This is a genomic window from Rhizobium sp. 01N48 (assembly GCF_056399145.1).
In genome coordinates this window covers 142,750-161,996 of sequence record NZ_JBFTQT010000011.1, presented here as the reverse complement: position 1 = coordinate 161,996, position 19,247 = coordinate 142,750, and the positions used below count along the sequence as shown (strand labels likewise).

Annotated in this window: 15 protein-coding genes; 3 read left to right on the top strand and 12 right to left on the bottom strand. The window is 61.9% G+C overall.

What is annotated here, in order from left to right; all coding sequences use genetic code 11:
• Positions 1–75 precede the first annotated feature (75 nt).
• Positions 76–1,047 (top strand): oxidoreductase, encoded by a 972-nt coding sequence (locus AC1DOG_RS20100; RefSeq protein WP_477930531.1) that lies wholly within the window; start codon positions 76–78, stop codon positions 1,045–1,047.
• A 100-nt stretch (positions 1,048–1,147) separates the two neighbouring features.
• On the opposite strand, the gene AC1DOG_RS20095 is transcribed toward AC1DOG_RS20100, so the two are convergent.
• Genes AC1DOG_RS20095 through AC1DOG_RS20085 form a run of 3 tightly spaced genes read right to left on the bottom strand, consistent with a single transcriptional unit; the run spans position 1,148 to position 5,408 of the window.
• The gene (locus AC1DOG_RS20095; RefSeq protein WP_477930529.1) at positions 1,148–2,032 is read right to left on the bottom strand and encodes an alpha/beta hydrolase; all 885 of its coding nucleotides are present in this window, start codon (positions 2,030–2,032) and stop codon (positions 1,148–1,150) included.
• A gap of 17 nt (positions 2,033–2,049) precedes the next feature.
• Complete coding sequence (locus AC1DOG_RS20090; protein WP_477930527.1) at positions 2,050–3,135, bottom strand: ABC transporter substrate-binding protein; 1,086 nt, start codon at positions 3,133–3,135, stop codon at positions 2,050–2,052.
• A gap of 47 nt (positions 3,136–3,182) precedes the next feature.
• The gene (locus tag AC1DOG_RS20085) at positions 3,183–5,408 is read right to left on the bottom strand and encodes a TonB-dependent siderophore receptor (protein ID WP_477930525.1); all 2,226 of its coding nucleotides are present in this window, start codon (positions 5,406–5,408) and stop codon (positions 3,183–3,185) included.
• A 206-nt stretch (positions 5,409–5,614) separates the two neighbouring features.
• Here AC1DOG_RS20085 and AC1DOG_RS20080 point away from each other — a divergent pair, with 206 nt between their 5' ends.
• A complete protein-coding gene (locus AC1DOG_RS20080; protein ID WP_289729540.1) occupies positions 5,615–6,601 on the top strand; it encodes a helix-turn-helix transcriptional regulator in 987 nt (328 codons plus the stop codon).
• Positions 6,602–6,613: 12 nt separating this feature from the next.
• Here the strand turns inward: AC1DOG_RS20080 and AC1DOG_RS20075 are convergent, their stop codons facing one another.
• The 9 genes from AC1DOG_RS20075 to AC1DOG_RS20035 form a co-directional block, all read right to left on the bottom strand.
• Positions 6,614–8,011, bottom strand: a complete 1,398-nt coding sequence (locus AC1DOG_RS20075; protein ID WP_477930522.1) for an LLM class flavin-dependent oxidoreductase — start codon at positions 8,009–8,011, stop codon at positions 6,614–6,616.
• Positions 8,012–8,047: 36 nt separating this feature from the next.
• Positions 8,048–9,046, bottom strand: coding sequence for an ABC transporter permease (locus AC1DOG_RS20070; protein WP_477930520.1), 999 nt, complete (start codon positions 9,044–9,046; stop codon positions 8,048–8,050).
• Positions 9,047–9,048: 2 nt separating this feature from the next.
• A complete protein-coding gene (locus AC1DOG_RS20065; RefSeq protein WP_113199756.1) occupies positions 9,049–10,071 on the bottom strand; it encodes an ABC transporter permease in 1,023 nt (340 codons plus the stop codon).
• The gene (locus AC1DOG_RS20060) at positions 10,061–11,611 is read right to left on the bottom strand and encodes a sugar ABC transporter ATP-binding protein (RefSeq protein WP_477930518.1); all 1,551 of its coding nucleotides are present in this window, start codon (positions 11,609–11,611) and stop codon (positions 10,061–10,063) included. The genes AC1DOG_RS20065 and AC1DOG_RS20060 overlap by 11 nt, the downstream gene beginning before the upstream one ends.
• Before the next feature lie 59 nt (positions 11,612–11,670).
• Positions 11,671–12,687, bottom strand: a complete 1,017-nt coding sequence (locus AC1DOG_RS20055) for a sugar ABC transporter substrate-binding protein (protein ID WP_112941158.1) — start codon at positions 12,685–12,687, stop codon at positions 11,671–11,673.
• A gap of 225 nt (positions 12,688–12,912) precedes the next feature.
• Complete coding sequence (locus AC1DOG_RS20050; protein WP_477930515.1) at positions 12,913–14,169, bottom strand: LVIVD repeat-containing protein; 1,257 nt, start codon at positions 14,167–14,169, stop codon at positions 12,913–12,915.
• 75 nt (positions 14,170–14,244) lie between these two features.
• A complete protein-coding gene (locus tag AC1DOG_RS20045; RefSeq protein ID WP_477930513.1) occupies positions 14,245–15,285 on the bottom strand; it encodes a substrate-binding domain-containing protein in 1,041 nt (346 codons plus the stop codon).
• Between the two features lie 42 nt (positions 15,286–15,327).
• The gene (locus AC1DOG_RS20040) at positions 15,328–16,374 is read right to left on the bottom strand and encodes an ABC transporter permease (protein WP_112941160.1); all 1,047 of its coding nucleotides are present in this window, start codon (positions 16,372–16,374) and stop codon (positions 15,328–15,330) included.
• Entirely contained in the window at positions 16,371–17,852 is a 1,482-nt protein-coding gene (locus AC1DOG_RS20035; RefSeq protein WP_477930511.1) for a sugar ABC transporter ATP-binding protein, read from the bottom strand. The genes AC1DOG_RS20040 and AC1DOG_RS20035 overlap by 4 nt, the downstream gene beginning before the upstream one ends.
• A 309-nt stretch (positions 17,853–18,161) precedes the next feature.
• On the opposite strand from AC1DOG_RS20035, the gene AC1DOG_RS20030 reads away from it, so the two are divergent.
• A complete protein-coding gene (locus AC1DOG_RS20030; RefSeq protein ID WP_113008582.1) occupies positions 18,162–19,208 on the top strand; it encodes a substrate-binding domain-containing protein in 1,047 nt (348 codons plus the stop codon).
• The last annotated feature ends 39 nt before the right edge of the window (positions 19,209–19,247 follow it).

Sequence of the window (19,247 nt, the reverse complement as noted above, 5' to 3'; positions counted from 1 at the left end):
GATTCTTCAGGCTGTAGTCACCGAAAATCTACACGATATGCGTTGCGGACACCAGAAAAACGAAGGAGTGAATACATGTCCGAGCAAAAACCAATCGGATCGCCATTCGGCGCAGCGAGCACGGCACTTAACGTCGTCGAGGGCCTCGATCTTACCGGCAAGACGGCGATCGTGACGGGCGGCTATTCCGGGCTTGGGGTGGAAACAACGCGGGCGCTTGCAAGCGCCGGCGCGCATGTGATCGTTCCGGCGCGCGATCGCGGCAAGGCCGAGCGGACGCTGGCCGGAATAGGGAACGTGACCATCGAGACGATGGACCTCACCGACGCCGCATCGATCGCCGCCTTCTCGAACAGGATTGTTGGACAGGGCAGGGCTGTCTCCATCCTGATCAACAGCGCCGGGATCATGGCAACGCCGCTGGCCCGCGATGTCGACGGCCATGAGAGCCAGTTCGCCACCAACCACCTTGGACATTTCCGGCTGGTGGCCGGTCTTTGGCCGGCTCTCATTAAGTCGGGTAACGCCCGCGTCGTCTCGGTCTCCTCGCGGGGTCATCAGATCTGCCCGGTCGATTTTGACGATATCGACTTCCGCGCGCGCCCCTATGACAAGTGGCAAGCCTATGGTCAGGCAAAGACCGCCAATGCGCTTTTCGCGCTTGGTCTTGATCAACGTGGAGCGGCATTCGGTGTGCGGGCGTTCTCCTTGCACCCCGGGGTCATCCTGACGGACCTCGCCCGCCATCTCAGCGAAGACGAGATCAATGCGTTTGATGTCTATGACGAGAACGGTGATCGCCGCGTCGATCCCTCCCGCGATTTGAAGTCACCGGAGCAGGGCGCCGCGACGAGTGTGTGGGCCGCAACTTCACCGCAGCTGGTCGGGATAGGCGGTGTCTACTGCGAAGATTGCGAGATATCTCTACCTCAGGAAGAGGCGCCGGGAGACAAGGGCGTTGCGCCGTGGGCGATGGATCCTCAAGCGGCCGATCGGCTATGGGATATCTCGAAAACGATCACCGGTATCTCGCCGGGAGATATGTGACGCCTTGGCCTGCGGCCCGTGGAAAGCGGCCGCAGGCCAAACAAGGGGCGGGAAATGGTACGCCGTGTGTGCGCTGGATGTCACGGTTTTGTCGCTCGCCCTATCGTGCCGCAACAAACCGCAATGCGCGACAGAGCATGACCGTAACGATCGTTGAATGGTCCTCGTCGGCGCCGACCTCGAATTTCACCGCCTTTTCGCCGACAACGGGACGGATGGCCTCCGCAAACTCTCGCGCGTTCTCGATCATCCGTCTTGCCTCGCGCACTTGATGATAGCGACCCGTCAGGCTTTCCAGGTCCTGCCAGGGCGCGAGTTCCTGCTCCCAACGGCCGGCGGAGATATGAAGCCGCAGCGGGGTAGGGGCACGGATCGCGGCGCCCGCCTGCATCAGCCCGGCTCGGTCCCACCAGATGGAGGGGCTGAAGCTGATATAGCCTGAGAACAACTCAGGGCGGCGGCTCAATATGTCGAGGACGAAGTAGCCGGCAAGCGAGTGCCCCATCAGCATTCGGCGGGCCGGATCGGCAGGATAGGCCGTCTCGATATGCGGCTGTAGCTGCGTGCGCAGAAACGCGACGAATGCGTCCTGTCCACCGCAGGCGCCACTGGACGCATCGGGTAGAGCCGCCTCATCCGGCGCATGGCGCGTGAGGTCGAACTGCCGGCGGTCTATGTTGTAGCTTTCGGTATCAGGGTAGCCGATGCCAACAACAATGGACGGTGATATCCCGGTCGCCTGTGGGCGCCGTGACACGCGCTTCATCGTTTCCGAGACGGTCACGAAATCGGAATTGCCATCGAGCAGATAGAGAACGGGGAAACCCGATGCCGGCGGTTCGACGTCTGGAACCGACACGAAGATCTCGTAGTCGAGACCGCTCACGATCGATCGCTGGCGGAACCTTTCGCAGCCGGGCAGGACATAGGGTGTCCGGATCAATGTCTCGGGACATTCTGCCGATTGCTGGTGATGCTTTTTCATGCTGCGACCGAACCCCATCATTTCGTCCAATATGCTCCCGTGAGTGGCACGGCCATGAAGCCGTTGAACTCCTGTCGCACGGCCTCCACATCGATATCGGCAAACAGATCGGGATGCACCCAGCGAGCGATCAGCTCAAGTGCCAGAAGATCGAGCGGCGAATTGAAGAGCTGTTGGGAAATGCCGTGAATATTGCCCTTTTCGATCGCCGGTAGCGATGAGAACCCCGGGCGCGCGAGAAGGCGATCGAGTGACGCCTGTGTCTCCGACGCACTGTAGTTCGGACCGACCAGCAAGCCGCCGCGCTTTTCCATATACTGGCCGCCGCTGGCGATATAGATATCCGGCTTGGTTGCGAGCGCATATTCCAGGCTGATCTGCCCGGATGGTCTTCCCTTTAGAACCGCGCCGATATTGGCGCCGCCGGCAAAATCGATGAAACGGCCCACATTGCCCGAACCCGGTGAATTGCAGCATGCTTCATTTGTGGACGCGTGCGTCTCCATGAAGACGACCGGCTTTTGCAGGGCGCCAGCCATGATGATCCTGTCCATCAGCATGCGTTTCTGTTGCTGCCGGAACGCGACGACCTTTTGCGCCTGTTCATCGCGGCCGATCGCCTTGCCGAGAATATCGAGGCTCTTGTCGGTATTGACGAAGGGATCGGCGGAGAAATCGACGAAGATCACAGGAATGCCGGCTTCATCGAGCTGTGCAAGCTGCTGCTCGGCCGGACGCGAGTGAAGCGACAGGATCACCAGATCGGGCTTGGCCGCGATCACCTGCTCCACCGCCATGTCCTGCGTGTTGCTCGTCGATCTCGGCAAGGTGTCAATCGCCGGGAACTTGGCCAGGTAGGTAGCGTAGAGCTCGCGGCCGAAACGATCGATGTCATGCGGCCATGCGGCAACGAGGCTGATGGGATCGTCGCTCAGGAAAGACAGAGCGATGATCATCCGCCCGTCATCGACCAGAATCCGGCTCGCCGGCTTCTGGAGGGTGACGTTGCGGCCCTTGAGATCGGTCAGCGACAGCTCAGCATGCGCCGCACCCGCAACGCTTAGCCCGATCAGCAAGACAAGGAGGCGAAACATCTCGAGCATGCAGCATCTCATCGAATTGCCCAATCTCATAGCCGCGTCCATTTCCGTCACCACTTATAGGCAAGGGTCGCCATAACCGTGCGGCCAGTGCCGTAGAAGCATTGCGCAGCGGAGGCGCAAGCCGCGACATACTCCTTGTTGAAGAGATTTGTCACATTGACCGCGGCCGTCAGGCCCTTGAACTCTGGGTTGTTCTGGCCGAAGTCGTAATGTACGGCCGCGTCGAACAGAGTGTAGCCAGGCACCTTCATCGCGTCGGTATTCGTGGCGTCGCCGTAAGTGCCGCCGATATAGCGTGCGCCACCGCCAAAACCGAGGCCGGCAAGCGGGCCATCGCTCAGCGTATAGTCGGCCCAAAGGTTTGCCATGTGCACCGGCGCGCCAACGGGGGCGTTGCCTTCCACATTCGCGACGTTGTTCTTCGTGACCTTGATGTCGTTGTAGGAGTAAGACGCGATCAGGTTAAGGTTATCCGTCACCGCGAACTTCGCTCCCAGTTCGACGCCGCGCGAACGGACCTCACCGGTCTGCGTCTGGCACACCGTTGCACTGCAGCCCATGCTCGTTCCGGTGCCCGGATGGGCGGTGTCCGTCGTCAGCACGTTCTGCTGGGTCAGGTCGTAGAGCGCAACGGTAAAGAGCGCGTCCATGTTCTGCGGCTGATACTTGATGCCGACCTCATACTGCTGGCCCGTCGTCGGCTTGAAGTTGACGCCGCCGTAGCCGGTCCCGGTGGTCGGGTCGAAGGAGGTGGAATAGCTGGCGTAAGGAGCGATGCCGTTATCGAACTCGTAGAGAAGACCGGCTTTCCAGGTGAAGGCGCTGTCGGTCGTCTCGGAATTGCTTGTGACATTCGAGGTGAGATTGGTCGTCGCATTGTCGATGCTGGCCCAATCCTGGCGGCCGGCGAGAACGAAGGACCAATTGTCCAGCTTCATCTGATCCTGAATATAGACGCCGGTCTGCCGGCGCGTCTGGTCCTGATGCCCGGTGAACTTGACGTTCGGAGCGGCCTCGTACACGGGGTTGAGGTAGTTCAGATAGGTGGTTGCGCCGTTTCCATAGGTCGCGCTCGCGTCCACCTGCTGGTAATCGAGGCCGAACAGGACGGTGTGCTCCAGCGCGCCCGTATTGAAATCCGCCTGCGCCTGGTTGTCGACGGCCAGCGCGTTGAACTGTTCGACATAATGGGTCGACTGGCGCGAAAGGCACAGATAGCTCACGCCGCCGCAGCTCGCGGCACTTGCCCATGGGGCGCCCGGCGCGACCGAGTAGGCCTTGAACTCGCTCTCATTATGCATGAAGCGCAGGTTCCGCCGAACCGTCCAGGTATCGTTCAGGTGCTGCTCGAACTCGTATCCCAGCGTCGCCTGCGTGCGCTCGAACTGGTTGTAGTTCGGATTGCCGCTGAAGAAATCATAGGGGATCTGGCCGTTCGGGTTCGTCTGCAGGGTGCCGAGCGCCGGCATCCAGTTCGTCAGCGCAGCGTTCGGATCGCGTGTATAGCTCGCCTTCAGGGTCAAGGTCGTGTCGTTGTCGGGCGCCCAGGTAACCGATGGAGCCATCGCGACGCGCGAGCTGTCGGAATAGTCGAAGCCGAGATCGTATTGGGTGGCGATGCCGGTGAGCCGGTAGAGAAGCTGGTCATTGCCTTCAACCGGCCCGGTGAAATCGAAAGCCGCTTCAGCGCGACCATTATTGCCGAAGCGCGTCAGCACCTCGTGAGAGGCCTCCGCTTCCGGCTCCTTGCTGACCAGATTGACGAGGCCGCCGGGATTGCCGGAGCCGTAGAGCACCGATGCCGGTCCGCGGGTGATATCGATACGCTGCAGGAAATATGGATCGACCGACGGCACATTGTAATTGAGCCCCGTCGGCAGCCTCAGACCATCCCAGTAATGGATGTAGTTTGCTGCTCCCCCGAAACCTCCGAAGCCGCGGATGAAGACGCTGTCGAACCGGTCGCCGGGTCGCGAGCCCGTCGTGACGCCCGGCTCATAGCGCAGTGCCGCTGCCACGCTGGTCGCGCGGCGCTTCTCGATGTCTTCTTGCGTCACCACGGAGACTGACTGAGGCGTCTCGATGAGCGGTGTATCGGTCTTGGTACCCGAGCGCGAACGCTTGGCGACCGGACCCTTGTCCTTCGCGCCATCGGCCGTGATGGTGATCTTCTGCAGATCAGTCGCCGTCTGTTCTTGCGCCACGGCGGTGGCCGCTCCGAGAATGGCGGGCGTGACGACCGCTGCGCGGAGGAGAATTCGAATAGAATCCATTATGTCCCTCAGTCACTCACGAGGCATCTGCTGTCCAGTCCAACGACCGGAAACACACACTCGTTTAAAATATGATGGAATTAATCATGTTTATTCTTTATACGGCGAAGGGGATGTCCGGCCACCGCGAACTTGTTTGAAAAAGCCTCAATATCGTTTGCAGAACACACGGTGGCGGTGCGGCATCAAAAAACGGGACTGGTTCGATGAATTCGCTCGTCAAGGCGCAGGATTTTTTTGATCACTTGCAGAAGGAGAACCAATCCTTCCGCCTGCTCGCATCCAACCGGCAGGGCGAGGATACGCTTCTGCGCGGTCGCTTCCAAAAGACACAGATCCGCAGCGGGCTCACCGTTCACTATTCCGACGTCACCAATCTTTGCGACCTGCGCACCGAAACCGAAGCGCCGCCGCATCTTGGCATCAAGCTGTTCTTCCAGGGCGGCGTCAGCGCCAGTATCGGCGACAAGGATATTCCGATGGCGCAGCAGCAATCCGGTTCGGGACGCTGGGTGCCTTCCGCCACGCTGTTCTATCAGAAAGAACGCGAGGTCTTTCGCCGGCGCGCGGCGATCGGCGATCGGGTGAGGAAGCTAACCATCAAGATCTTCCCGGAATGGCTGGAATCAGGGGATGTGCTTGGCGGGTCCGGCGCCGATGCGCTGAGGCAATTCACCGCGACCACACTTGCGGCCCAATCCTGGAAGCCGAGCGCTTCGCTGATCGCGCTTGCGGAACAGGTGATCAACCCAGCCGGAGTCGAGACCTATCTATCGCGCCTCTATATGGAAAGCCGCATCCTGCAGATCATCGCCGATGCTTTCTCCCAGGTCACGAATACCGGCCATGCCCAGCCCGAGCCTCACAGCCTCAGCCCCGTCGAACGCCAGCGCCTGAAACGCGCGGAAGAGTTGCTTGCGGTCGATGGTCCGCCACCTTCCGTCGATGCGCTGGCTGCCGAGGTCGGCGTCGGCGTCAACACGTTGCAACGCCTGTTTCACACCGCCTACGGGACGACGGTGTTTCACTATATACGCAAGATCAAACTTGATCAGGCGCGCGTGGCGCTGGAAACCGGCAAGCTGACCATCGCGCAGGCAGCATTCGTCGCCGGCTATTCAAGCGCCGCGAATTTCGCCACGGCCTTCCGCAAGGTCTTCGGATTTTCGCCGAAGGATGCGCGCTCGAGATAGGCTTGGCGACAGTCAGGCTCTCTGCGGCTGGCGCGTGTCCTGCGCCTCAAGATAACGATAGCGTGCGCCAGGATGGGGCGCCTCTAATCGCGGCCCATGGCCGAACAGCTTTTCGCGCAATGTGCCCTGACGATAATCCGTCTTGTAGACGCCGCGCTTTTGCAATTCCGGCACCAGCAGATCGACTGCGTCCTCGAAGCTCTCGGGCGTGATGGCATAGGCGAGATTGAACCCGTCGACATCGGTATCCTCGACCCATTCCTGCAGCAGGTCGGCGACCGTCTGCGGCGAGCCGACGAAAACAGGGCCGAAGCCGCCGACGCCGACCCAGTCGGCCATTTCGCGCACCGACCAGACCTTGTCGGGGTCGATCGTCGTGAATGTTTCGACAGCCGATTGCACCGCGTTGGTGTGGCGGTGGCGTAGTGGCTCATCGGGTGAGAACTGGCCGAAATCGATCCCCGTCCAGCCTGAGATCAACGTCTGCGCGCCTTCGAAAGAGGCGTAGCGGCGATAGTCATCGAACTTCTTTTTCGCTTCCGCATCGGTCTCGCCGAGGATCACGGTCTGCAGATTGAAGGCGAGGATCTCGCGTGGATTGCGGCCGGCGCGCTCGGCTGCCTCCCGGACATTGGCGACATAACGCTTCAGCACCGGCTTTGAGGGAGCGGCGACGAAGATGCACTCTGCATGTTCCCCCGCGAAATCCTTGCCGCGGCTGGACGCGCCGGCCTGGTAGAGGACCGGCGTGCGCTGTGGGGAGGGTTCGCTGAGGTGGATGCCCGGCACCGTGAAATGCTTGCCGGAATGACCGATCGGGTGGACCTTCTCCGGATGCGTGAAGATGCCGGCAGCGCGATCGCGAACGACGGCGTCATCTTCCCAGCTGCCCTCCCAGAGCTTGTAGCAAACCTCCAGATATTCTTCCGCCAGATCATAGCGGTCGTCATGCTTGGTTTGAGCGGATTGGCCGATGTTGAGTGCACCGCTGTTGAGGTAGGAGGTGACGATGTTCCACCCGACGCGGCCTTTGGTGAGATGGTCGAGCGTCGATATGCGGCGGGCGAAGGTGTAGGGATGTTCGAAGGAGAGCGACGCCGTCAGTCCGAAGCCGAGGTTTTCAGTCACATAGGCCATGGTCGGGATCAGCTGCAGCGGGTCGTTGACCGGCACCTGCGCGGAATGGCGCAGTGCCGCGTCGACATTACCGTGAAGCACATCATAGACGCCGAGGACGTCTGCGATAAACAGGCCATCGAACTTGCCGCGCTCCAGCGTTTTCGCCAGATGCACCCAGTAGTCCATGTCCTTGTAGGTCCAGGACTGATCGCGCGGATGTCGCCAGAGACCTGGTGACTGGTGTCCGACGCAGTTCATGTCGAAGGCGTTCAACCTGATTTCACGGCTCATGTCATTCTTCCTGCGTATTGTCTGGGCGCCCGCCGATCAGGCGCCGCCGGTCTTTCGGTTGATGAAGCTGAAGGCGAGCACGGCGAAGATGAGCGTGCCAGTGCCAACCTGCTGCCAGTAGAAATTCAGCCCGGTGAGGAGCAGCCCGTTGGCGACGATGCTCAGCAGCAGCACGCCAAGCACCGTGCCGGCAATATTGGGCCGGCCGAGCGGCGAAAGCGTTGTACCGATGAAGGTCGCTCCGATCGCGTTCAAGAGAAACGCGTTGCCGGAGGAGGGGATGTAGACGGTGACAGTCGCCGCCAGGATCAGGCCGGCAATGGCGGCGACAATCGCGGTCAGGATGAACGTCACGGCGACATGCCGGCCAAGGCCGATGCCGGAATAGCGCACGACGCTCGGCTGGATGCCGATCGCCAGCACCACGCGGCCAAAGCGTGTGCGGGCGAAGATGAACGCGGCGGCGGCAATGACAAGGATCGCGATCAACAGCGGCAGCGGAAAGCCTGATATCGTGCCGTGGCCGATGAAGCGGAAGGTGTCGGGCACGCCCGATGGCGGCAGATAGACCGGGTTGCCGCCATTGGTCAGCAGTTGCTGCACGCTGCGACCGATGAACAGCGTGCCGAGGGTCGCCAGAAACGGCGAGACGCCGATGCCAGAGATCAGCACCGCGTTGAAGGCGCCGACGATCGCGCCGGCGGCGATGCCGCCAAGCAGACCGATCGCAACCGGCTGTCCGGCAAGGACCAGCGAGACGAAGGCAAAGCTCGCGAAATCGACCGCCGTACCGACCGAAAGATCGATACCACCGGTCGACACCGCGAAGGTCATGGCCACGGAAACGATCGCAAGCAGCGTGAAGTTATTGACGAGAAGGCTCTGCAGATTGCCAGCTGTCAGGAATGTCGGCGTCGCCAGGGAAAAGGCGGCAAAGACGGCGACGAGCGCCAGGATCAGGCCGTATCGCGCGAGACCGGAGAGCACACGGTGGTGCCAGGGCGCGACGGGAGAATGGGAGGCCGAAAGCGACATGGTCAAATCTCCCGCTTGCGCAGCAATGTGGTTGCCGAGACGACGATGAGGATGAGAATTCCCTGGACGCCGCTGACCAGCGTGCTGGAAAGGTTGAGGAGCTGGAAGCCGTTGACAAGGAAGCCGACGAGGAGTGCAGAGAGCAGCGTGCCAGTTATCGTCGGCACAAGTCTGCGGGAGAACACCGCGCCTAGAAGCGCCGTGACGACAACAGGAAGCAGCATCTCGCTGGAGCCTGTCGTGCTGCCGCTCAGATAAGACACCGACAGAATGCCGGCGATACCGCCGCACAGGCCACTCGCCAGGAAGGCTCCTGCCAGCAGGCGCTTCAGCGGCAAGCCGGCAGCGCGCGCAGCATCGGGGAATTCGCCGATCGCATAGAGCCGGAGGCCAAGCGGTGTGTATTGCACGATCGCGGTCACCACGGCGGTGAAGCCGAGGAGCACATAGGCAAGCACAGGAATTCCGAAGGCATCAGAGGCAGATAGTGCGGTCAGGAAATCGGTGGACGCTGGAACGACCGTATTCTGGGTGAGCACCAATTCGAGGCCCGCCACGACGTTCATTACGGCAAGCGTCGCAAGCAGCGGCACGATGCCGGCGAAGACGACGGCGGCCGCATTGACTGCGCCGATCGCCAGCCCCGTCAGCAGGCTTGCGGCAACCGCCGCCGGATCGCCGTAGCCAAGCTGCGTTACCGTCGCGTAGACGGCGGCGCTGAGGCCCATATTCGCGGCGAGTGAGAGGTCGATACCGCCGGTGACGACATTGGCGCCGCCGGCGACAAGCACGATGGTCAGGCCGATCGCCAGCACGCCCGAGATGGCGGACTGGCCGAGCACGTTGCCGATATTGCCGATGCTCAGGAAGTAGGGTGCGGTGAGCGAAAAAACGGTGAGGATGACCGCGAAGGCGATCAGCGAACCGAAGCGCAGCGATGCCGCCGCCAGATTACGGGCGGAGCGCTCCTTGCTGTGTTCCGCTTTAAAGTCGGCCAGATCGCCGATGTGGATATCAGCCGACATGGCGCAATCTTTCCGAGGCACCGGTCGATTCCGCCAGCACTTCATCCGTTGTGGTTTCCGAAGAGATGAATTCGCGCGTCACGCGGCCGCGAAACAGCACCAGGATCCGGTCAGTGATCCCAATCAGTTCCGGCAGGTCGGAGGAGAGAACGATGATGCCGGCGCCGCGTTCGGCAAGCTCGCCGATCAGCGTGTAGATCTCGACCTTGGAGCCGATGTCGACACCGACGGTCGGCTCGTCGAGCAGGTAGATTTCCGAGTGGCGGCTCAGCCACTTGGCGATCGCCACCTTCTGCTGGTTTCCGCCCGATAGCGTGCGCACCAGCGCATCGCGGCCAGCGGTCTTGATCTGCAGGCGCTTGATGAGATCGTCGCTGTCGCGCCTCTCGCGCTTGCCGTTCAGGACACCCAGATTGGTGTAGCGATCAAGGCTCGCGAGCGTGATGTTTTCCGCAACGCTCAGATCGAGCGCGACGCCGTGGCCGCGGCGATCTTCCGGCACCAGCGCGATCTGCCTGACGACGGCGGCCTGTGGCGTGCACGCTCTATCTGCCGCGCCCGCGACCTCGATGTGACCGGACTGCGCACGCTCCAGCCCGAACAGGGTTCGTAAGAGATCCTTGGCGCCGGAGCCGAGCAGGCCAGTGATCCCGAGCACCTCGCCGCGCCGGACCGTGAAGCTCACGTCGGAGAACCGGTTCGCGGCTGTCAGTCCTTTCACCTTGAGGAGGTCCTCTCCGAACTCGACCCGCCGCTTGGGAAACATGTCGGCGATATCGCGCTCGACCATCAGTCGCGCGATGTCGTTGGCCGATGTCTCGGCAATCGGTGTGGAGGCCACGTCGATGCCGTTGCGGAGCACGGTGACGTGGTCGCAGAGCTCTTCGATTTCGTTCAGATAATGCGAGATGTAGATGATGGTGACGCCTTCGTCGCGCAGGCGACGGATCAGGCGGAAAAGGATATCGGCCTCGCGCCGCACAAGCGCCGCGGTCGGCTCGTCGAAAACCAGCACCTTGGGATGATCAAGCAATGCGCGGGTAATCTGGACGATCTGCTTTTCGGCGGTCGACAGCTCCCCGATCAGGGCGTGCGTGGGCAACTTGATCCCGAAATAATCGGCGAGCGTCTCGTTTGCCTGCCGCTGCATCTTACGGCGATCGAGGAATGGTGTTCCCGGAAGTCGTGGCTCGCGACCCAGAAACAGCGCCTCGCCGACGGTGAAGGTCGGAACGAGCAGGCGGTCCTGGTGGATGAAGTGGATGCCGTGGGTTTCGGCTAGATGCGGCGTCAGATGACCGATCCTCTGGCCCTCGATCTCGATCGTGCCTTCGTCTCGTTGGTGCAGGCCGGCGAGGATTTTGATCAGCGTCGATTTCCCCGCGCCGTTTTGCCCCACGAGGCCGTGGATCGTGCCGTGCTTGATCGCCAGCGATGCGCCGGCCAGCGCCTGCGCGCCGCCGAAGCGCTTCACGACGCGGTCGAAGCGGATGATGTCGTCAGGCCGCTTGGCGGGCTGCGGAGGAAGTATTGCCGTCATGTCGGAAACCCCAGTGGAGACGAGGGTGACGCGGCGGTGCCGCATCACCCGTCCGCAATTCAGCCGATGCCAAGCTTCTTCGTGACGTCTTTGACGTTCGCCTTGTTGGCGAGCAACGCCGGAACATAGGTCTCGCGTGGCAGCGTCTGGCCGGCCAGCAGCTTGGCGACATTGCGGATTGCCGTACGGCCGATCTCGGCGGGCTGTTGCGCAGCGTTGGCGCCGGCCGGTGAGTTCGGGTCTGCGACGAGCTGCAGGACCTCGGGGCTTCCATCCACGCCGTAGGTACGGATTTCGGTGCGCCCGGCAGCGGACAGCGCCTGGGTGGCGCCAAGCTGGGGAATATCCCAGGCCGACCAGATGGCCTTGATCGAACCCTTTTCCGGGTACTTGTTGAGGATCGCGGTGATCTGGGTGAAGGCGTCCTGAACTGTGTTCGGGATCACGTCGCGCAGCTCCGGCTGGATGATCTTCACTTTCGGGAAGTACTTCACGACATTGACCAGCTGGTCGTAGCGGATCGCGCAGGGCGTGACGCCGTAAAAACCGTTGAAGACCACAATGTTGCCCTCGGCGCCGATATCGGAGACCAGCTGCAGTGCCAGATCCTTGCCGATGCTCCAGTTGTCCGACGTTGTGTTGTTGATCGAATTGGTCGAGCCGACATCGACGGTGAGAACCGGAATGCCGGCGTCGCGCGCCTTCTTCAACCAGGGATCGATGACGCTGAGCGTGCCGAGAATCTGGACGATCGCATCGGGCTTCTGCGCCACCAGCGTCTGCAACTGAGCGACCAGCTTTCCGTCGTTGCGGCCGGCATCCACCGCAATCGGCTCGCCGCCAAGGCGCTTCACTTCCTCGATCTGCGCGTTATAGGCCTGCAGGTCGAAATAATGGTCGGTACCCGTGGCGCTGATGGCGATGCGCTTGCCCTTCAGGGAAAGGCCTTCGTCGTCTGCCGCGGCTGCGGTGCCGGCGCTTGCGAGAAGGCTGGTGCCGGCGAAGGTTGCGCCTGCCACGGCGGCGAACTTCAGGATTTCGCGACGGCCGAGGCCGGCATTGGTGTGTTCAGTCATTTTGTTGTCCCTCAATAATCAATATCCATAGAATATGTAGATTAAATGGAATTGAGAGAAACGCTTTTCCAAAAGCCGAGGTCAGGAGGAAATGAACCAGAGGCAAGAAGGGGTACGGATAGGCGTTTTCGACGGCAGCGTTCAGGTTGACCAAAGCGAGATACAGCGTGGAAATTGGCGGCCGAATCCGGATCGGCCGCCGGCGGTTTCGAGGCGCTCGGAAGCTCAGCCGCCGTACTCGATGATCTCAAGGCCAGCATTGTAGTCGGTCGCATAGACAAGGCCTGAAGCATCGACGAAGACGTCGGCGGACTGGATGACTTGCGGACGCCCTGGGCGCTTGTCGGTCATGGTTTTCGGCGCGGCGGGCACGAGCGCGCCGGTCTCGACGGGGCGATAAGGATCGGAGATATCGAAGGCGCGGATGCCGGCATTCTGCCAGGTCGCGAAGATCAGCGTCTCGGACACGAACGAACCAGGGCGGTTCTCATGAAGATTGTGCGGCCCGAAATGGCCGCCCTTTTTGGTGTAGTCGACTTCATCAGGGATGGGGAAGGTAGAGATGCTGACCGGGTTGGAAGGCTCGCGGACATCGAAGATCCAAGTGTGTTTGCGGCCGTCCTCTTCACCATCGGCCACAGCCTCGTCTGCGACGACGAGCAGGTTGCGCCCCGGCAACGGTAAAGGCGAGTGGGTGCCGCCGCCATAGGGCGGAGACCAGTTGCGGTGCGCGATTAACTTCGGCGCGGCGTGGTCGGATATGTCAAGCAGCGTCAACCCGCCATCGCGCCAGCAGGCATAAGCCGTGTTGCCGGAAACCAGCGCGTGATGCAGCGCATAGCGTTTGCCCTCGGGTGCCGTGGAGGTTTCGCCGGCCGCGCGGTTCATGCCCGGGAGCCACCAGCGCCCGACGATTTCGGGGCGTGTCGGATCGGCAAGATCGATGGTCACGAAAATGTAGTCTGTGAAGCCGTCGAGGAGCGCCGATGCATAGGCGTAGCGGCCGCCGACATACCACAGACGATGGAAGCCGACGCCCTCGACATCCAGTTGACCGATCCTGCGCGGCTTGTCCGGCGTCGAGATATCGTAGACAGTCATGCCGGCTGTCCAGGAGCGGTTTTTCTTGCGGCCGGCAACGGTCTCGCCGATTGATTTGGTGTAATAGTCCTTCTCGCTGGAAAACGTCTCGACATCGGCGAAGAGATCGAGTGCGTTGATAACGAGCAGCAGATCGTCATGCGTCTGCAGATGAATGTTCCAGGTGTTTGCGGGAGCTGGGATATAGGTAACCGCGCCGGGCCGCTTGGGATCGCGTACATCGACGATCGAGAAGCCCTGCGACCAGGGATGGGCGACATAGGCATGTCCCCGATGCACCATCAGCTGCAATCCGTCGCCACGTCCACCAATGTCGGAATGCCCGATCAGCTTCATGTTGCGGGCGAAATCAGGGCGTGGGAGGTCGAGGCTGTCAGCCATGTGGTCACCTGTAAAATGTGAATTGAAAATAAAAAAGCGCCGTCTCGATGGGCGGCGCTCGATTGTTTCGTATGCTTAGTTTAGCGGCTGGATCCACGCAGCGGTCGCGGCATCGCTCTTCAGGAAGGCGGGGAACTTCTGCTGCAGGTCTTCGATCCTGGTGATCTTGTTGCTGATGAGATCGTCGCGGGTCACCAGCGTTGGCTTCAGGAGCACGGAGCGGCCCGGAAACTGGCCGGCGATATCCAGCGATACGGCACGGACCGAGACTTCGCCGACGACGGCGGCGTTGGTGGCGGCGGTGGCAACCCAGGCGCTGTCGGGTTCGATCATCAGCTGGATATCGGCCGTCGAGGTGTCGACGCCGTAGATCTTCACCTTGTCGGCGACGCCGAGCTCGTCGATCGCCAGCTTTGCGCCCTTGGCGAACTCGTCCCAGGGCGTGAAGATCACCGAGATGTCGGGGTTGGCGCGAAGTACCGCCTTCGTCTGGTCGGCCACGGAGGCCGGAACCGTATCGTTGACCACGCCCCACACGGCTTTTTCCGTCAGATTATGCTTGGCGACGAAATCCTTCCAAACGGCATAGCGGCGATCGAGCGGCGCGAAGCCGGCGACGTAGACGGCGCCGCCGACGAAGCCGTCGCCCTTGTCCTTGACCGCCTGCTCGAGCACGAGGCTCGCCATGTCCTTGTCGCTTTGCTCGATCTGCGGGATCGCCGGGTTGTCGAGGTCGACGTCGTAAGCCACGACCTTGATGCCGGCATCGAGAGCCTTCTGCGCGACGTCCTTCAGCACCTCGGGACGGCCATTGTTGATGATGATGCCATCGACGCCAAGGTTGATCGCCTGTTCGATCAGCGTGCGTTCCGTGTCGTTGTCGTTGCGGGCCTGGGAGATCGTCGTCTTGATCCCGAGCGCGTCGGCCTGCCGCTTGACGCCCGCCTCGAAGGCCTGCAGCCAATCGCCGCCGCCGAGATAGCTGACAACGGCGATATTGACCTGGCGCTTGTCGAACGGCGCCGGCGCGCCTTCGATGCCGGTCGCGAGGCTGGAGCTTGCAAGCAGCACGCCCGCGATGAGCGCGGCGGCAAAGGATTTCAGTGTGGTCTTCATAAGTCAGCCTCTCCTTGGGCTATGGCGTGTGATAGTTTTCGTTCACGGATTGGTTCGGCCGAGGCCATAAGTGAGCGCGAGCGCGCCCGCCAGCACGGCACCCTTGACGAAATCCTGGGTGTAGTAAGGCGCATTGAGCATCGTCAGGCCGTTGAGCAGCACACCGACGAAGACGGCGCCTACGATCGTGCCGAGAACGTTCGGGCGGCGAAGGCCCATGACGGTAAAGCCGATCAGCGAGGCCGCGACGGCGTCCATCAGAAGCGATCCGCCCGATGACACGTCGCCGCGCCCGACGCGGGCAGCAACGATGATGCCGCCGAGCGAGGCCAGCGTTCCGGAGATCACATAGGCCAGCGTCTTCAGGCGCGTGGTCGACGCGCCGGCGAGACGGGTGGCGACCTCGTTTCCGCCGGTGGCAAACAGCAGCCGGCCGATGCGCGTGCGCTCCGTCAGGACGTAGAGAACTAGGGCGACCAGGATCATCAGCACGACGGCCACTGGAACGGTGCCGGCGATGCTGTAGCGGCCGATCAGCAGGAAGCGCGGATCGTAGAGGCCGGATGCCGTCGAGCCATCAGGCAGGATGAGGCCGGCCGAGATCGAGCGACCGGCCGTCGGGATCAGCTGCAGGCCCGAGAGCAGGAACATCATCGACAGCGTCGCCAGCAGGTCCGGCACCTTCAGCCGCACGATGACGAAGGCATTGAGGAGGCCGATGAGCGCGCCGAAGGCGAGCACCAGCGGGACGGTCGCGAAAGCGTCGAGCCCGAGCACGATCATCGCATAGCTGGCGGCCATGACGCTGGAGGCGGCGACCGCACCGATCGAGAGATCGAAGCCGCCGACGGCGAGCGTGACCGTGACCCCTGCACCGAGAATGGCAACCACCGACACGGCCTGCAGGATGCTCATCAGATTGTTGATGTTGATGAAGGCGGGCTGTGCGGCGGTGAAGCCGATCACCAGCGCGATGAGGAGCAGGAAGACCGCGCCGGAGCGGATCACCGCAGCCACGCGGCTCAGAAACGGACCTGTGCCCTGCGGCGAAGGTGTCTCGCCAATGGTTTCATCCTGGATGGAGCTCATGCTGGAATTCCTTCGGCAGCAGGTTTGTCTTCGTGCACTTGCGCGGGGCGGACACTGTGATGATCGATGACGAGGATGCGGTCGGCGACCTCGAAGGCCTCTTCCGGATCGGAGGTCGCGATCAGCGTGGCGCGATCGCTCCGTCCCCTGATGGCTTCGATGACGTCCTGCCGGGCGCCGACATCGACGCCCTGGAATGGCTCGTCGAGCAACAGCAGCCGGCTCGGCTCAGCTTCCCAGCGAGCGAGAACGGTCTTCTGCTGGTTGCCTCCGGAAAGGGTCCATATCGATGCGTCGGGGCCGGAGGTCTTGATGCGCAGTCGCTTGATCGCCTGCTCCGCCTCGCGTGTTTCGCGGTTGCCCCACAGGAAGCCCTGCGGGTACCATTTGCGCAGGTGCGGCAGGCTGATCGTCGCTGCCACGCTGTTTCCCGGCCATGACGGCGGCATCAGGGAAGAGTGATGTCGATCCTCGGCGGCCATGACGATACCGGCCGCAATGGCAGTTGCGGGGCCGTTCGGTTGGTACGGCTGCCCATCGAGTGCCATCGTCCCCGAGGCAAGCGTTCCCGTCCCGAAGATGGCTGACAGGAGCCGGCTTTTGCCGGCGCCGAGCACGCCGGTGACGGCGACGACTTCGCCCTCGCGGATGGATAGGTCGAATGATGTGCTGGTGGCGAGAAGCTTGATATTCGCCATCTCGAAAATGACGCGGCCATTTTGCGCACCTACGTCCGGCCGCGCCGCCTCCAGTTTTCGTCCGATCATTGTCTCGATCGCGGCGCTGAAGTCGATCGGTCTTTCGAAGGCGCTGACCACACGGCCACCGCGCATGACCAGCGCCCGATCTGCGATCGCCTGCAGGTCGGCGGTCCGGTGCGAGATATAGAGAACGGCGAGACCCTGGGCGCGCAAGCGTAGCAGGATTTCGAACAGCCGCTGGCTCTCCCCGATCGACAGGCTGGCCGTTGGTTCATCGAGGATCAGCATGTCCGCCTTGTTTGAAAGGGCACGCGCAATCGCCACCAATTGCCTATCGGCGGCGCCGAGGTCGGCGAAATCGCGATCAAGCGGCAGTTCAAAGCCTGCGGCATCCAGCATGGCCTTTGCCTGCACGCGGACAGTTCGTCTTGAGACGAAGAACGGCTGGCTGCGGTCGGCGAAGCGATTGAGGAGCAAGACATCGGCGACCGTCAGCCCCGGTGCGCCGACCAGATCGGTCGATTGGTGCACGGTCACGATACCGCGCGCTGCTGCTTGCGCCGGCGTCCGCGGCGCGAAGGGTCGACCGTCAATGGTCACCTCTCCGCCGTCGGCGGAAAGCACGCCGGAGAGGATTTTCACGAGTGTCGATTTGCCCGCGCCGTTCGCGCCCATGAGAGCCACGATCTCACCGCGGGCGATCGATAGGGAAGCGCCGGACAGCGCGCGTGTCGTGCCAAAGCTGCGGGTCAGATTTTCAACGGAGAGCAGAGACATGGATGAACTACTAGTGAAGGGGAGCCGAGAGGCGAAGTTAGGGAGCATCGCCTTGATTTGAATGTATTTTACGCGCGCTACTTCGTCTTGAGCGGCCCTCAAAAACCCGGTTTCATTGACGCCAAGTTGCACCGGAACCCGGTGTCGCGACAGGCAAAGTGTTTCCCGCCCCACACGCAAATCGCACAAAGTTTTTCCCGTTCAGCAGAAATATCGGAGCAATTTGTCTACTAAAAACGTAGAAAATATACGCTAATGAAAATGCGGGAGAAAAGCCGCGGATAAATTGGATCTTTTTAGGAGCGCATCATGAAGACCTTCAGCCGCCTGGCGCTTTCTGCCGCCGCGATCTCATTCGTCGCCTTGAGTGGTGCTCACGCCGAAGGGTTGGCTGGCGCGCCGGCGCCATTCGACAAGGGCGGCGTCAAGCTTGCCCTGATCAGCTACATCTCGGCAGGCGACTTCTTCCAGGCCTATCAGGCTGGCGCACAAGCGCAGGCGAAGGCGCTCGGCATTGACCTGCGCGTCTTCCCCGGCCGCCAGAACGCCGCCGAACAGCGCGAGCAGATCCTGCAGGCCGTCAATCTCGGCGTTCAAGGGATCGTCGTTGACCACGGCTTGCCGGAATCGCTTGGTGACGTCGTGCAGCAGGCGCTCGACAAGGGCGTGAAGGTTGTCGCTTTCGACGTCAATCTGAACAACCCCAAGATACCGCAGGTCGAGCAGAGCGATCATGAACTTGCCAAGCAGGCGCTCCAACAGGCGGTGAAGGAAAATGGCACGAGCTTCAACGCCGGCTATGTCTATGTCGCCGGCTTTGCGCCGCTTGACCGCCGCAACGAGGTCTGGGAGAAATTCAAGGCTGACAACAAGGGCGTTGTCGAGAAGGCGCGCTTCGGCAATGTGAGCGACACGACCGCGACATCGACGGCGGACCAGGCGAAGGCGGCACTGACGGCCAATCCCGACATCAGCGTGGTCTTCGCTCCCTATGACGAGTTCGCACGCGGGGTGAAGCTGGCGGCCAATGATCTCGGCATCGCATCCAAGCTGAAGATCTATTCGGCCGATGTTTCCACCGCCGATATTCAGGAGATCACCGAGGAGGGAAGCCCCTGGGTGGCGACCGTCGCGACCAATCCTGCTGTTGTCGGCGCCGTATCCGTTCGCGCGGCGGCCCTGCAGATCGCCGGTGAAGACGTTCCCCACAATATCACCGTGAAGCCGACCCTGTTGACGCAGGCGGCGCTGCGGTCGGCCAACGTCAAGACGATCGAGGATCTGGCGAAGAAGCTGCCCGAGTTCAACACCAGCGACGTGGTGACCGCTCCCTGGATCCCGGCAAAGCTTTTCTGACGCAGGCACGCCAGTCCGGCAGCTCGCCTGCCGGACCGC